Consider the following 15,076-nt stretch of genomic DNA (forward strand, 5'->3'; position numbering starts at 1 on the left):
GCGAAGATGGGGCCACCCTCGCCAGCCAGTTCACCGACCTGGCACCGCCCCTCAACGCCCGCCAGGCCCAACTGGAAGCCTCGCGCTGCCTGTACTGCTACGACGCGCCTTGTGTGAATGCGTGCCCCAGCGAGATCGACATCCCTTCATTCATCCGCAATATCCACACCGAGAACGTGCAAGGGGCCGCGCAGAAAATCCTCTCGGCCAACATCCTCGGTGGCAGTTGCGCACGGGTGTGCCCGACGGAAATCCTCTGCCAGCAAGCGTGCGTACGCAATAACGCCGAAGAATGCGCCCCCGTGCTGATCGGCCTGTTGCAACGCTACGCCATCGACAACGCGCACTTCAGCGAACACCCGTTCCAACGCGCCGCGCCCACCGGCAAGCGCATCGCCGTGGTCGGTGCCGGGCCTGCCGGTTTGGCCTGCGCTCACCGCGCCGCCTTGCACGGTCATGACGTGGTGATTTTCGAAGCGCGGGAAAAAGCCGGCGGCCTGAATGAATACGGAATCGCCAAATACAAACTGGTGGACGACTTCGCCCAGAAGGAACTGGATTTCCTCCTGCAGATTGGCGGCATCGAGGTTCGCCACGGCCAACGCCTGGGCGACAACCTGACCTTGAGCGAACTGCACCAGCAATTCGATTCGGTGTTCCTCGGCCTGGGTCTCGCTGCCAGCAAACAGCTGGGCCTGCCCTTTGAGGACGCCCCCGGCCTGCTCGCCGCCACCGACTATATCCGCGAACTGCGCCAGGCCGATGACCTCAGCCAACTGCCCCTGGCCGACCGCTGCATCGTGCTCGGCGCCGGCAACACCGCCATCGACATGGCCGTGCAGATGGCCCGCCTCGGTGCCCGCGATGTCAACCTGGTATACCGCCGTGGCCTGGCCGACATGGGCGCAACCCACCACGAACAGGACATCGCCAAGGCCAATCAAGTACGGCTGTTGACCTGGGCCCAACCCGACGAGGTCCTGCTCGATGACCAAGGCCGCGTACGCGGCATGCGCTTTGCCCGCACCTGCCTGGAAAACGGTCGCCTGCTGCCTACCGGGGAAACCTTCGAACTGGCCGCCGACGCGATCTTCAAGGCGATCGGGCAAGGCTTCGACAACGACGCCCTGCACGATCCGCTGGCCCAGCAACTGCATCGCGTTGGCGAGCGCATCTTCGTCGATGAGCAACTGCGCACCAGCATCCCAGGGGTGTATGCCGGCGGCGATTGCGTCAGCCTCGGCCAGGACCTCACCGTTCAGGCGGTACAACATGGCAAGCGGGCCGCCGAAGCCATGCATGCCCAACTCATGCTGACTGTGGAGGCTGCGTAATGGCCGATCTCTCGATTGTATTCGCCGGTATCAAAGCGCCTAATCCATTCTGGCTGGCCTCCGCGCCGCCCACCGACAAAGCCTACAACGTGGTGCGCGCCTTCGAGGCCGGCTGGGGTGGCGTCGTGTGGAAAACCCTGGGGGAAGACCCGGCGGCGGTGAACGTGTCGTCGCGTTACTCCGCGCATTATGGCGCCAACCGCGAAGTGCTGGGCATCAACAATATCGAACTGATCACCGACCGTTCCCTGGAGATCAACCTGCAGGAAATCACCCAGGTGAAAAAGGACTGGCCGGACCGCGCACTGATCGTCTCGCTCATGGTGCCTTGTGTCGAAGCGTCCTGGAAAAACATCCTGCCCTTGGTGGAGGCGACCGGCTGCGACGGCATCGAGCTGAACTTCGGCTGCCCTCATGGCATGCCCGAACGGGGCATGGGCGCTGCCGTCGGCCAGGTGCCGGAGTACGTGGAGCAAGTGACGCGCTGGTGCAAGACGTATTGTTCGCTGCCGGTGATCGTCAAGCTCACGCCGAACATCACCGACATCCGCGTGGCGGCGCGGGCGGCCTATCGCGGCGGCGCCGATGCGGTGTCGCTGATCAACACCATCAACTCCATCACCAGCGTGGACCTGGAGCGCATGGTCGCCCTGCCAGTGGTCGGTACCCAGAGCACCCATGGCGGTTACTGCGGCTCGGCGGTCAAGCCGATTGCGTTGAACATGGTCGCCGAAATCGCCCGTGACCCACAGACCAACGGCCTGCCGATCTGCGGCATCGGCGGTATCGGCACCTGGCGCGACGCCGCGGAATTCGTCGCCCTGGGCTGCGGCGCGGTGCAGGTGTGCACGGCGGCGATGCTGCATGGGTTTCGCATCGTTGAAGAAATGAAGGATGGCTTGTCGCGCTGGATGGACAGCCAAGGCCATGCCAACCTGCAGGCGTTTTCCGGGCGGGCGGTGGGCAACACCACGGATTGGAAGTACCTGGACATCAACTACCAGGTCATCGCCAAGATAGACCAAGAGGCGTGCATTGGCTGTGGGCGTTGCCATATTGCCTGCGAGGACACCTCGCACCAGGCCATTGCCAGCTTGAAGCAGGCCGATGGCACGCATCTGTATGAGGTGATCGACGATGAGTGCGTGGGCTGCAACCTGTGCCAGATCACCTGCCCAGTGGCCGACTGCATCGAGATGGTGCCGATCGATACCGGCAAGCCGTTTTTGAACTGGACGCAGGACCCGCGCAATCCTTACCGGGAGGCGGTGTAACCCTAGCCCCTCGTTCCCACGCTCCGCGTGGGAACGCATCCTGTGACGCTCCGCGTCACGCTGGCAAGAGCGGACGCGGAGCGTCCAGGGTGGCATTCCCACGCGGAGCGTGGGAACGATCAGCTCAAGGCTCCAACCCAATCCCGCGCAAAATCACACCGGTCACGGTCTGAATGGCCTTCTCGAACTGCCTGTCCGACAACGGCTGGTGATCATTCAGAATCTTCACCTGGTGGTCGAAGTCGGCATAGTGCTGGGTCGAGGCCCAGATCATGTACAGCAAGCTCGAGGGCTCCACCGGCAGGATGCGTTTGTCTTGCACCCATTGGCGAATCTTCGCTTCCTTCATCTTGGCCCAGTCGTACAGGCTTTCATCCAGGGCCTCGCCGAGTGTGGGCGCGCCGTGGATGATTTCATTGGCCCAGACCTTGGAGCCATACGGGCGCGTGCGCGAGCGCTGCATCTTGGCGCGGATGTAGCTGCTGAGCACCACGCGAGGGTCGTCGAAGGTTTCAAAGCTCAGGGCGTCCTGCTTCCACAACTCCAGCAGGTCGAACAGCACCGCGCTGTACAGCTCGCTTTTGGTGGTGAAGTAGTAATGCAGGTTGGAGCGCGGCAGTTGCGCTTCTTCGGCGATGTCGGCCATGGCGGTGCTGCCATAGCCTTTGTTGGCGAAGACCTTCTCCGCCGCCAGCAGGATTTTCTCGACGTTGACCCGACGAATTCCAATCTTGTGATTGCCCATAAGGGCTCCCTGACAACAACACGGCCTAAAGACTACCACCGGCTCTAGATCGGGGCGACAGGCCAAGCCGAAACTTCGTACACTGCCGGCTCCTATCCTCTGATCGGTATTGAACAATGTTGCTCAAGAAGTCCCTGACCGCTGCTGTCCTGTTCACTGCCCTGCTGGGCGCCTCCACGGCGTTTGCCCACGCCCACCTCAAGAGCGCGGAGCCTGCGGCTGACAGCAAAGTCGCCGCACCCAAAGACCTGCGCCTGACCTTCAGCGAAGGCGTCGAAGCCACCTTCACCAAGGTGTCCCTGAGCAAGGACGGCACCGAAATCGCCATCAAGGGCCTGGAAACTCCGGACGCCGACAAGAAGACCCTGGTGGTCACGCCTGCCGCTGCGCTGGCAAACGGCACCTATAAAGTCGAATGGCATGCAGTGTCCGTCGACACTCACAAAAGCGAAGGCACTTACAGCTTCAAGGTCGGCCAATAACCCATGGCAACCCTGCTGGTGCTGTGCCGCTTCCTGCACTTTTGCGTCGTGTTGCTAATGTTCGGGGCGTGGGTATTCAGGCCCTGGCTGCTCGGCGCTCATGTGCAGCCGACACTGGACCGGCAATTGCTGCGCATCACCCGTGGCCTGGCCGGCTTGGGGCTGCTCACCGGGGTTGTGTGGTTGCTGTTGATCACCGCCAGCATGGCCGGCAGTTGGGAGTCGGCGCTGCAACCGGCCACGGTGCAGTTGGTGCTGGGCAAGACCTTTTTTGGCCAGGTATGGGCCTGGCATCTGCTGCTGAACCTGCTGCTGGTGATCGTGCTGATCAAGCCCTGGCCGGCCTTGCGCTTGCCGCTGCTCGCCCTGTTGCTGGCGACCCTGGCCCCCGTAGGCCATGGCGCCATGCTCGATGGGCTGAGTGGGCGGTTGCTGATCCTTAACCAGGTAGTGCACCTGCTGTGCGTTGGGGCCTGGCTCGGTGGGTTGCTGGTGTTGGTGCTGATCCTCCGGCAGGCGCAAGACCACCACCTGGAGCCGATTCTGCGTCGCTTCAGTGGTGTGGGATATGGCTTGGTCGGCGGCCTGCTGGTAACCGGTCTGATCAACGTGCGCGTGCTCACCGGGCAACTGTGGCCCACGCCGCTGTTCGAGGGCTTCGCCTTGATCCTGCTGATCAAGGTGGGGCTGGTGCTGGGCATGCTGGGGTTGGCGCTGTTGAACCGGTTGCGTATCAAGCGCTGCGAACAACGCCTGGGCAGTTTGAGAGCCAGTGTGATGATGGAGTGGCTGTTGGGCATTGCGGCAGTGGCTGCGGTTTCCCTGCTCGGCACCCTGCCGCCGATGGTCATGGCTGGCTGAAACCTGCGTTGCAATGCAATCCATGTAGGAGCGAGCTTGCTCGCGAAAAACTCACAGGCGCCGCGTTCACTCAGGAAGCACGCGTTATCGTTGACGTTTTTCGCGAGCAAGCTCGCTCCTACAGGGGGCGACCGTGCCGCTGCGTTGAATCGTTTCACCCAAGTCATCGTATAACTTCTGCTTGACACGCCCTCAAAACCTCGCAAATATCGCGCTCAATGTTGTACGACAACGTATGACAAATAATAAAAACAACAAAACAAAGGGAGCCTCACTGTGAGTCAATCCGCCCGTCATTCCTGCACTCGCCTGGGCCTTCTCGGTCTCGGCAGCCTGGCCGTCACCCTGCCGCTGGGTGCCAACGCCGAAGGCTTTATCGACGACGCCAAGGCCACGCTCAACCTGCGTAATGCCTACTTCAATCGCAACTTCACCAACCCGACCAACCCCCAGGGCAAGGCCGAAGAGTGGACGCAGAATTTTATCCTTGATGCCAAGTCCGGCTTTACCCAGGGCACGGTCGGTTTCGGGATTGACGTGCTGGGCCTGTATTCGCAAAAGCTTGATGGCGGCAAAGGCACCGCCGGCACCCAACTGTTGCCGGTGCATGACGATGGCCGCCCCGCCGACAATTTCGGGCGTCTGGGTGTCGCGCTGAAAACCAGGCTGTCGAAGACCGAGTTGAAGGTTGGCGAATGGATGCCAGTGCTGCCGATCTTGCGTTCCGATGATGGTCGCTCCCTGCCCCAGACCTTTCGTGGCGGCCAGGTCACCTCCAATGAAATCGCCGGCCTGACGCTCTACGGTGGCCAGTTTCGCGGCAACAGCCCACGCAACGACGCGAGCATGGAAGACATGTTCATGAACGGCAAAGCCGCGTTCACTTCGGACCGTTTCAACTTCGGCGGCGGCGAATACACTTTCAACGACAAACGTACCCAGGTCGGCGTGTGGTACGCCGAACTGACTGATATCTACCAACAGCAGTACCTCAACCTCACCCACAGCCAGCCGCTGGGAGACTGGACCCTGGGCGCCAACCTCGGGTTCTTCAACGGCAAGGAAGACGGCAGCGCCCTGGCCGGCGACCTCGATAACAAGACCCTGTTCGCCCTGCTCTCGGCCAGATACAACGGCCATACCTTCTATGTTGGCCTGCAAAAACTCAGCGGCGACAGCGCCTGGATGCGCATCAACGGCACCAGCGGCGGCACTCTGGCCAACGACAGCTACAACGCCAGCTACGACAACGCCAAGGAAAAGTCCTGGCAGGTGCGCCACGACTTCAACTTTGTGGTGCTCGGCGTTCCGGGGCTGACCCTGATGAACCGCTATATCAGCGGCAGCAATGTACACACCGGGGCGATCACCGACGGCAAGGAGTGGGGGCGTGAGTCGGAGTTGGCCTACACGGTGCAGAGCGGTGCGCTGAAGAACCTCAATGTGAAGTGGCGCAACTCGACCATGCGTCGGGATTTCAGCAATAACGAGTTCGATGAGAACCGGATTTTTATCAGCTATCCGATTTCGTTGTTGTAGTTCCAAAGGCAAATCCGATCTCTAAGGTGCCACCTATCCATGTGGGAGCTGGCTTGCCTGCGATAGCGGTGGGTCAGTTACCACATCCTTTTCAGACTCACCGCTATCGCAGGCAAGCCAGCTCCCACCTTTGATCTCATGTGCCTGGAAGGACGTTGACAACAACAGGAATCCCTAACACTATTTCCCCATAGTCATACGACAACCTACAACAAAAATCTGGAAGGCCCATGACCACCACCACCCCCGCTCCCTTCAACCGTCTGTTGCTCACTGGTGCCGCCGGCGGCCTGGGCAAAGTCCTGCGTGAACGCATGCGTCCTTATGCCCAGGTGCTGCGCCTTTCGGATATCGCTGAAATGGCCCCCGCCACCGACGCTCGCGAAGAGGTACACACCTGCGACCTGGCCGACAAACACGCCGTGCATCAGTTGGTAGAGGGCGTCGACGCCATCCTGCACTTTGGCGGCGTTTCGGTGGAGCGCTCGTTCGAAGAGGTGCTGGGCGCGAACATCAGTGGCATTTTCCATATCTACGAAGCCGCCCGCCGCCACGGGGTCAAGCGGGTGATCTTCGCCAGTTCCAATCACGTGATTGGTTTCTACAAACAGGGCGTGCAACTCGACGCCCATTCCCCGCGCCGCCCGGACAGTTACTACGGCCTGTCCAAGTCCTACGGCGAAGACATGGCCAGTTTCTACTTCGACCGTTATGGCATCGAGACCGTGAGCATCCGTATCGGCTCCTCGTTCCCGCAACCGCAGAACCGCCGGATGATGCACACCTGGCTGAGTTTCGACGACCTGACACAACTGCTCGAACGCGCGCTGTACACGCCCAACGTCGGCCATACCGTGGTGTACGGCATGTCGGCCAACCTCGACACCTGGTGGGACAACCGCTACGCCGCGCACCTGGGTTTTGCCCCCAAAGACAGCTCCGAAGTGTTCCGCGCCCAGGTCGAAGCCCAACCGCCCGTGGCCGCCGATGACCCGGCCAAGGTCTACCAGGGCGGTGCGTTCTGCGCGGCGGGGCCGTTCGGTGACTGAGTGCCCCGCAACCCAAGGGAATGACCATGACTGCTGAACTGATTGTCGATGCCCGCAATGCGGTGGGCGAATGCCCGGTGTGGGTGCCCGAAGAAAACGCCCTGTATTGGGTAGATATCCCCAACGGCGGCCTGCAACGCTGGAACGCCGCCACCGGCCATCTGGCGGCGTGGAAAGCCCCAGAGATGCTCGCCTGTATTGCGCGCACCCAGGCAGGCAATTGGGTCGCTGGCATGCAAACCGGCTTCTTCCAACTCACGCCCCACAACGACGGCAGCCTCGACACCGTGCCGCTGGCCAGCATCGAGCATTCACGCAAGGACATGCGTTTGAACGATGGCCGCTGCGATCGCCAGGGCCGTTTCTGGGCCGGCAGCATGGTGCTGGACATGGGCTTGAACGCCGCCGAGGGCGTCCTTTATCGCTATGGGTCCGGGGCTGCGCCCCACGCGCTACTGGAGGGGTTCATCACCCTCAACGGCCTGGCCTTCAGCCCCGATGGCCGCACGATGTACGCTTCCGATTCGCACCCGAAGGTACAAAAGGTCTGGGCGTTCGACTACGACATCGAGACCGGCACGCCGTCCAATCGCCGCCTGTTCATTGATATGAACGACTTCCCCGGGCGTCCCGACGGTGCAGCGGTGGACGCCGAGGGCGGCTACTGGATCTGCGCCAACGACGCCGGGTTGGTTCACCGTTTCACCCCGGACGGTCGCCTGGACCGCTCCCTGAGCGTGCCCGTGAAAAAACCCACCATGTGCGCCTTCGGTGGCAGCCGCCTAGACACTCTGTACGTCACCTCCATCCGCGACGACCCGAGTGAACAGTCGCTGTCTGGTGGCGTGTTCGCCCTCAACCCCGGCGTCCAAGGACTGCCCGAACCCCGCTTCATCGTTTAATCGCTGTGCCTTGAATACAACAATAACAAGACAGGAGTGACTTCCATGGACTTCAAACGCACCTTGCTCGCCGCTGCAATCTTCACCCTCAGCAGCGCAGCCCACGCGCTGGAAATCAAGTTCGCCGACATCCACCCCGCTGGCTACCCCACCGTTGTCGCAGAAGAAAACATGGGCAAGGCCCTGACCAAGGCGAGCAACGGCGAGCTGACCTTCAAGTATTTCCCCGGCGGTGTGCTGGGCTCCGAGAAGGAAGTGGTCGAACAGGCCCAGGTCGGCGCCGTGCAAATGACCCGCGTCAGCCTCGGCATCGTCGGCCCGGTGGTGCCGGACGTGAACGTGTTCAACCTGCCGTTCGTATTCCGCGACCAGGCGCATATGCGCAAGGTCATCGATGGCGAGATTGGCGACGAGATCCTCGCCAAGATCACCAACTCCGAGTTCGGCCTGGTGGCCCTGGCCTGGATGGATGGCGGCACGCGCAATCTCTATACCAAGAAACCGGTGCGCAAGATCGAAGACCTCAAGGGCATGAAGATCCGCGTGCAAGGCAACCCGATTTTCATCGAAGCCTTCAACGCCATGGGCGCCAACGGCATTGCCATGGACACCGGCGAGATCTTCAGCGCCCTGCAGACCGGGGTCATCGACGGCGCGGAAAACAACCCGCCGACCTTGCTGGAACACAACCACTTCCAGAACGCCAAGTACTACACCCTCACCGAACACCTGATCCTGCCTGAACCCATCGTGATGTCGAAAATCACCTGGAACAAGCTCGACCCCGCCCAGCAGGACATGGTCAAGGCCGCCGCCAAGGCCGCCCAGGCTGATGAGCGCGTGCTCTGGGACGCCAAGTCCGCCAGCAGTGAAGAGAAACTCAAGAAGGCCGGCGTGGAGTTCATCACTGTCGACAAAAAGCCCTTCTATGAGGCCACTGCGGCGGTGCGTGCCAAATACGGTGCGCCGTATGCGGACATGATCAAGCGCATCGACGCGGTTCAATAACCTCCCCTGCCCCTGCATAAGGCCCGGCGCGGTCGGCATCGACGCGCCCGGTCACGGTGAACGCCATGAAGACTTTACTGCTGCGCTTCAATGACCGCCTTTACATGACCTGCATCTGGGTAGCCGGTCTTTCCGTCCTGGGGGTCGCCTTGATCATTCCCTGGGGTATCTTCACCCGCTACGCCCTCGGCACCGGTTCCAGCTGGCCGGAGCCCACCGCCATCCTGCTGATGCTGGTGTTCACCTTTATCGGCGCCGCTGCCAGTTATCGTGCCGGTGCGCACATGTCGGTAGCGATGATCACTGACCGCTTGCCGCCTGTCCAACGCCGCCTCGTCGGCATCCTCTCGCAACTGCTGATGGGCACCATCTGCGTGTTCATGACGATTTGGGGCACCAAGCTGTGCCTGTCCACCTGGAACCAATTCATGAGCGCCATCCCTACCCTGCGCGTAGGCATCACCTATATGCCGATCCCGATTGGCGGCGTGCTGACCCTGGTGTTCGTGGTCGAAAAGCTGCTGCTCGGTGATCAGGGCAACCGCAAGGTGGTGCGTTTCGATCTGGTTGAAGAAAACGAAGGGGCCGCCTGATATGGACGCATTGATTCTGTTGGGCAGCTTTGTTGTATTGATTCTGATCGGCATGCCGGTGGCCTATGCATTGGGGCTGTCGGCGCTGATTGGCGCGTGGTGGATCGACATCCCGTTCCAGGCCCTGATGATTCAGATTGCCGGTGGGGTGAACAAGTTTTCGCTGATGGCGATTCCGTTCTTCGTGCTGGCCGGGGCGATCATGGCCGAGGGCGGTATGTCGCGGCGCCTGGTGGCCTTTGCCGGGGTGCTGGTGGGCTTTGTGCGTGGCGGGTTGTCCCTGGTCAACATCATGGCTTCGACGTTTTTTGGCGCGATTTCCGGCTCATCCGTGGCCGATACCGCCTCGGTCGGCTCGGTGCTGATTCCGGAAATGGAACGGCGGGGTTATCCGCGCGAATTCGCCACCGCCGTGACCGTCAGCGGTTCGGTGCAGGCGCTGCTGACGCCGCCCAGCCATAACTCGGTGCTGTACTCCCTGGCGGCAGGCGGCACCGTCTCCATCGCCTCGCTGTTCATGGCCGGTGTGGTGCCGGGCCTGTTAATGAGCGCGTGCCTGATGGTGCTCTGCCTGATCTTCGCGAAAAAGCGCGACTACCCCAAAGGCGAAGTCATCCCCTTGAAGCAGGCGCTGAAGATCGCCGCCGATGCGCTCTGGGGCCTGATGGCCATGGTGATCATCCTCGGCGGCATCCTCTCGGGCATCTTCACCGCCACCGAGTCGGCGGCGATTGCGGTGTTGTGGGCATTCTTCGTGACCATGTTCATCTACCGCGACTACAAATGGCGCGAGCTGCCCAAGCTAATGCATCGCACGGTGCGCACCATTTCCATCGTGATGATCCTGATCGCTTTCGCCGCCAGCTTCGGCTACATCATGACCCTGATGCAGATCCCGGCGAAGATCACCACGCTGTTCCTGACCCTGTCGGACAACCGCTACGTGATCCTGATGTGCATCAATGTCATGCTGTTGTTGCTCGGCACGGTGATGGACATGGCACCGCTGATTCTGATCCTCACGCCTATCCTGATGCCGGTGATCCTGGGCATCGGCGTCGACCCGGTCCACTTCGGCATGATCATGCTGGTGAACCTGGGTATCGGCCTGATTACCCCGCCGGTGGGCGCGGTGCTGTTCGTCGGCGCGGCGGTGGGCAAGACCAGTATCGAGAAAACCGTAAAGGCCCTGCTGCCGTTTTATGCGGTGTTGTTCTTGGTGCTGATTGCGGTGACCTACGTTCCGGCGTTGTCGCTGTGGTTGCCCCACTTGGTGCTGTAAAGGCAAACCAATGTGGGAGCTGGCTTGCCTGCGATAGCGATCTGTCAGTCAACGCATTCATGACTGATACACCGCTATCGCAGGCAAGCCAGCTCCCACACTTGGATCCTCAGTGTTTGTTTTGACTTCACTAGGCAGGTCAATCGTGATTGAGCTTACTGATCAATTCACCCATCTGGTGCTCGCCCCCGCCATCGGCGGCAGCCTGGTCAACTGGACGGTACGCGACACCGGGCAACCGCTATTGCGGCACAGCGACGAGCACGCGATCAATACCGGGCTGCCGGGCAAGCTGGGCTGCTATCCATTAGCGCCCTGGTCCAACCGCATCGCCCACGGCGGCTTCGACAACCCCGATGGCTGGCAGGCACTGGCACCCAATAGCCTCACTGACCCTTTTCCGATTCACGGTTCGGCCTGGCAGCAGGCATGGCAGGTGACAAGCCAGTCAGAACATGAAGTGGTGTTGGAGCTGCGCTGCGAAACGCCCTTCGCCTATCACGCCCGCCAGCGGTTTCGCTTGAACAACGGTGAGTTGAATATCCAATTGTGTGTGACTCACCTGGCCGAGCAACCCGCCTGGCATGGGCTGGGCTTGCATCCGTACTTGCCGCGCCGGCCGGGTACGCGGCTGCAGGCCAAGGCTAGGCAAGTGTGGATGAGTGATGCAGCCAAGCTGCCCACGAGGCTGGAACCTGTTCCCGAAGCCTGGGATTTCCGGCAACTCAAAGGATTGCCAGAGGGGCTGGTGGACAACGGCTTTTGCGGCTGGGATGGGCGCTGCGTGATCGAACAACCAGAGCTTGGCTACCGCCTCGAATGCCAGGCCAGCGGCGCCGATTACTTCCTGCTGTACTGCCCGCCAGGGTTGGAGTTTTTCTGCATCGAACCGGTGAGCCATCCGGTGAATGCCCATCACCTGGCGGGCAAGCCTGGCCTTAAGCTGCTGGAGCAAGGCCAGTCAACCCACCTGGCATTCAACCTGAAATGCACTCCAAATGCCTGAACTGTAGGAGCGAGCTTGCTCGCGAAAAACTCACAGGCGCCGCGTTCATTCAGAAAACACGCGTTATCGTTGACGTTTTTCGCGAGCAAGCTCGCTCCTACAGTCAGAGGATGCGTCAACGTCAGGGTGGGCTGTTTTTCAGGCGCCCTGCCGTATCGATACTCACCACCACCGACAACCCCGGCCGCAAGCGCTCACTCTCGGCCTGGTCCGGGTCCACGATGATGCGCACCGGCACCCGCTGGGCGATCTTGACGAAGTTGCCGGTGGCGTTGTCCGCCTGCAACAGGCTGAACTCGGAACCAGTGGCCGGGGAAATATGCTGCACCGTGCCATGGAATTTGCGGTGGTTCAGCGCATCCACGGTGAACGTCACCGGCTGGCCGACCTGCACATTGTCCATCTGGGTTTCTTTCATATTGGCAATCACCCACAACTGCTTGGGCACCAGCGCCATCAGTTGCGCGCCGGAATTGACGTAGGCGCCCAGGCGCACGCCGATCTGCCCGAGCTGACCATCCCGTGGTGCCGTGATGCGTGTATTGGACAGGTCAATGCGCGCCAACTCCACCGCCGCCTCGGCACTCGCGACAGCTGCCTCCAGGGAGCCGCGGTTGACGATTACCGTCTGCAAATCCTGGCGGGCGATTTCCAGGCTGGCCTGGGCCTGGGCCACGGCAGCGATGGTCTGTGCGTTGGCGGCACGGGTCACGTCCAGTTCGCGTTTGGACACCGAGCCATCGCTGATCAGTTCTTCATTGCGGCGCAAATCCGCAGTGCTCTTGCGTGCCTGGGCCTGACTGTCGACCAGCGCGGCCTGGCGCAGCTTGATGGTCGCTTCGGCGCTGTTGCGTTGCTGCACCACGTTGGCCAACGAGGCCTTCTGCACCGCCAGTTGCGCCAGGGCCTGGTCGAGGCGTTGCTTGTAGATACGGTCATCCAGGCGCACCAGCAGGTCGCCGGTCTTGACGTACTGGAAGTCCTGCACCGGCACTTCGAACACATAGCCGCTGAGCTGCGGGCCGATAATCGTCACCTGCCCACGCACCAAAGCGTTCTCGGTGGTTTCCACCGCACTGCTGAACGGCGGCAGTTGCCAGGCGTACAGCACGATCAGCACACCGATGATGGCGATGGCGGCAAAGCCCAGGGACGAGACGATACGCACGCGCAAGGGCCGCAATTGGGTAGGCACCGCGCCCGGTGGCGTGCTGCCCTCCGGCGTGGCGGCGATGGCGGTCGTGGTGGTGGTTGAAGGTTCAGTCATGAAGTTGCGCCGCTGGGTTGAACAGGAGGAATTGCCTTGGTGGTGCTCATCAACCACAGGCTACGGGTGAAGATCCACAGCATGGTCAGGATCGCGATAATCGCGATCAGCATGAAGACATCGTTGTAAGCCATGACGTTCGCCTCGCGGGTGGCCGCCGTGGCCAGGCTGCGGATGCCCATGAGGTTACGCAGTTCCGGGTCAGCGACGATCTTGCCATAGGCCGCGCCACCACTCTGCACACGCGCCGCCACAAGCGGGTCGATCAGGGTCAGGTGCTCGACGATCATGCTCGAATGATACTTCTCGCGCACAATCTGGAAGGTGCCCAGCAACGCCGCACCGATCAGGCCGCCGAGGTTCTGGCAGATCCCGAACATCACCGAGAAGCTCACCAGGTTGCGCGGGTTGGTCAGTACGTTTTTGGTGCCCAGCACCATGGTCGGCCCCAGGAAGAACGTACCGCCGAAGCCTAGCAGGAACTGGCTGATATAGAGGTTCTGCGGGCGGGTCAGGTTGCTGGAAAAACTGTCCATCACCGAACCGGTCGCCATCAGCGCCAGGGAAATGATCAGCGGCATCAGCAAATGCGCCGGGTTGATCGTCAGCGCGCTGACCACCAGCCCGGCAATCGCCCCGGCCAGCATCACCACGTACAGGGTGTGCATCTGCTGGTAGCTCATGTTCAACATCTGCATGAACCCCACCGCACCGGTGGATTGCTCGGACAGCACCATGCGAATCAGCACCACCGCCAACGCCAGGCGGATCATCACGCCGCTGCCCAGCCAGCGCGTCATCAGCATCGGGTTGCTGCGGTTATGCTCGATGGCGAGCCCCGCCATGATCAGCACCAGGGAACAGGCGGAGGCCACGCCGATCCACGGCGCTTCCAGCCACCAATCGATGCGCCCAAGGGACAGCACCGCACAGAGCAACGCCACGCCGCTGGCGAGGATGGCGAAGGTGAGGAAGTCGAGTTTTTCAAAGGTCTTGAAGCGATCGCCCGGCGGCAGCTTGAGCAGGAACACGCAGCCCAGGCAGATCAGCGCCAGGCCCAGTTCGAACAAATACAGCCCACGCCATTCAGCGATTTGCAGCAAGTCTTCGGAGAACAGCCGCGCCAGGGGCAGCGCCAATTGTGCGGTACCCAGCCCCAACACCAAAGCTTTCAACCGCCACTTGGCCGGGAATGCCTGGATCATGTAGTACAAGCCCAACGAACTCAGCGCCGCACCCACCATGCCATGGGCGGCCCGTACCGCAATCGCCGAACTGAGGTCATTGACGAACAAGTGGCCGAAGGTCACCAGCGCGTAGAGCACCAGGAACACCTCGGTAAACGCGCGCAGGCCGAACTGTTGGCGAAACTTCACCAGCAGCAGGTTCATGCACACGTTGGTCATTACATAGGCGGCGGGCAGCCAGGCCATTTCCGCGGTGGTCGCGCCCAGGGCGCCTTGCAGGTATTGCAGGTTGGCGATGACCAGGGCGTTACCCAAGCCGCCGGTGATTGCCACCAGCACGCCTACCAGCGCGAAAAGCCAGCGCTTACGCGTAGGATGCAGCGGCGTCGACGGCGAGCCAGGCAGGCTCGGCCGCTCGTGGGGTTGCCAGGTGTGGGGGGTGTATTTATCCATTCGGTGACCTTGGTAAGCCGGGGTGCAAGGCCGGTGAATCCGTTACACAGAGGAACAGTAACCTGAGAGGCGTTCATGTTGCCATCTTGAGGAC

The 15,076-nt window shown here is 61.5% G+C and carries 14 protein-coding genes; 11 read left to right on the forward strand and 3 right to left on the reverse strand.

Annotation, left to right across the window (positions count from 1 at the left end; translation table 11 throughout):
* The coding region (locus GIV26_RS24405; protein WP_236282537.1) for an NAD(P)-dependent oxidoreductase at nt 1–1,334 on the forward strand (1,334 nt) is incomplete at its 5' end.
* Nucleotides 1,334–2,608 carry an NAD-dependent dihydropyrimidine dehydrogenase subunit PreA gene (gene preA / locus GIV26_RS24410; RefSeq protein WP_236282547.1) on the forward strand — a complete coding sequence of 425 codons (1,275 nt, stop codon included), beginning with the start codon at nt 1,334–1,336 and terminating at the stop codon, nt 2,606–2,608. The genes GIV26_RS24405 and preA, both read left to right, overlap by 1 nt.
* Nucleotides 2,609–2,732: 124 nt before the next feature.
* On the opposite strand, the gene GIV26_RS24415 is transcribed toward preA, so the two are convergent.
* Nucleotides 2,733–3,353, reverse strand: a complete 621-nt coding sequence (locus tag GIV26_RS24415) for a TetR/AcrR family transcriptional regulator (RefSeq protein ID WP_014719000.1) — start codon at nt 3,351–3,353, stop codon at nt 2,733–2,735.
* 116 nt (nt 3,354–3,469) lie between these two features.
* Here GIV26_RS24415 and copC point away from each other — a divergent pair, with 116 nt between their 5' ends.
* From copC to GIV26_RS24460, 9 genes are all read left to right on the forward strand, one after another.
* Nucleotides 3,470–3,835: a copper homeostasis periplasmic binding protein CopC gene (gene copC, locus GIV26_RS24420; protein WP_034127959.1), complete on the forward strand. Its 366-nt coding sequence runs from the start codon at nt 3,470–3,472 to the stop codon at nt 3,833–3,835.
* A gap of 3 nt (nt 3,836–3,838) precedes the next feature.
* The gene (copD, locus tag GIV26_RS24425) at nt 3,839–4,696 is read left to right on the forward strand and encodes a copper homeostasis membrane protein CopD (RefSeq protein ID WP_057974956.1); all 858 of its coding nucleotides are present in this window, start codon (nt 3,839–3,841) and stop codon (nt 4,694–4,696) included.
* A gap of 276 nt (nt 4,697–4,972) precedes the next feature.
* Nucleotides 4,973–6,235: an OprD family porin gene (locus GIV26_RS24430; protein WP_236282549.1), complete on the forward strand. Its 1,263-nt coding sequence runs from the start codon at nt 4,973–4,975 to the stop codon at nt 6,233–6,235.
* Nucleotides 6,236–6,465: 230 nt separating this feature from the next.
* Nucleotides 6,466–7,284 (forward strand): NAD-dependent epimerase/dehydratase family protein, encoded by an 819-nt coding sequence (locus GIV26_RS24435; RefSeq protein WP_236282551.1) that lies wholly within the window; start codon nt 6,466–6,468, stop codon nt 7,282–7,284.
* 26 nt (nt 7,285–7,310) lie between these two features.
* Complete coding sequence (locus GIV26_RS24440; protein WP_054917394.1) at nt 7,311–8,186, forward strand: SMP-30/gluconolactonase/LRE family protein; 876 nt, start codon at nt 7,311–7,313, stop codon at nt 8,184–8,186.
* A 45-nt stretch (nt 8,187–8,231) separates the two neighbouring features.
* The gene (locus GIV26_RS24445) at nt 8,232–9,194 is read left to right on the forward strand and encodes a TRAP transporter substrate-binding protein (RefSeq protein ID WP_003192291.1); all 963 of its coding nucleotides are present in this window, start codon (nt 8,232–8,234) and stop codon (nt 9,192–9,194) included.
* 65 nt (nt 9,195–9,259) lie between these two features.
* Nucleotides 9,260–9,787, forward strand: coding sequence for a TRAP transporter small permease (locus GIV26_RS24450; RefSeq protein ID WP_236282553.1), 528 nt, complete (start codon nt 9,260–9,262; stop codon nt 9,785–9,787).
* Nucleotide 9,788: 1 nt separating this feature from the next.
* The gene (locus GIV26_RS24455; protein WP_032903436.1) at nt 9,789–11,069 is read left to right on the forward strand and encodes a TRAP transporter large permease; all 1,281 of its coding nucleotides are present in this window, start codon (nt 9,789–9,791) and stop codon (nt 11,067–11,069) included.
* Between the two features lie 145 nt (nt 11,070–11,214).
* The gene (locus tag GIV26_RS24460; RefSeq protein ID WP_236282555.1) at nt 11,215–12,075 is read left to right on the forward strand and encodes an aldose 1-epimerase; all 861 of its coding nucleotides are present in this window, start codon (nt 11,215–11,217) and stop codon (nt 12,073–12,075) included.
* Between the two features lie 121 nt (nt 12,076–12,196).
* Here GIV26_RS24460 and GIV26_RS24465 read toward each other — a convergent pair whose 3' ends face one another.
* Both GIV26_RS24465 and GIV26_RS24470 read right to left on the reverse strand, forming a co-directional pair.
* Nucleotides 12,197–13,342 carry an HlyD family secretion protein gene (locus tag GIV26_RS24465; protein WP_034127965.1) on the reverse strand — a complete coding sequence of 382 codons (1,146 nt, stop codon included), beginning with the start codon at nt 13,340–13,342 and terminating at the stop codon, nt 12,197–12,199.
* On the reverse strand, nt 13,339–14,982 hold the full coding sequence (locus GIV26_RS24470) for an MFS transporter (RefSeq protein ID WP_034127966.1): 1,644 nt from the start codon (nt 14,980–14,982) through the stop codon (nt 13,339–13,341). The genes GIV26_RS24465 and GIV26_RS24470 overlap by 4 nt, the downstream gene beginning before the upstream one ends.
* Between the last annotated feature and the right edge of the window lie 94 nt (nt 14,983–15,076).

Source organism: Pseudomonas sp. PA-1-3F (assembly GCF_021609665.1).
Taxonomy (GTDB): domain Bacteria; phylum Pseudomonadota; class Gammaproteobacteria; order Pseudomonadales; family Pseudomonadaceae; genus Aquipseudomonas; species Aquipseudomonas paracarnis.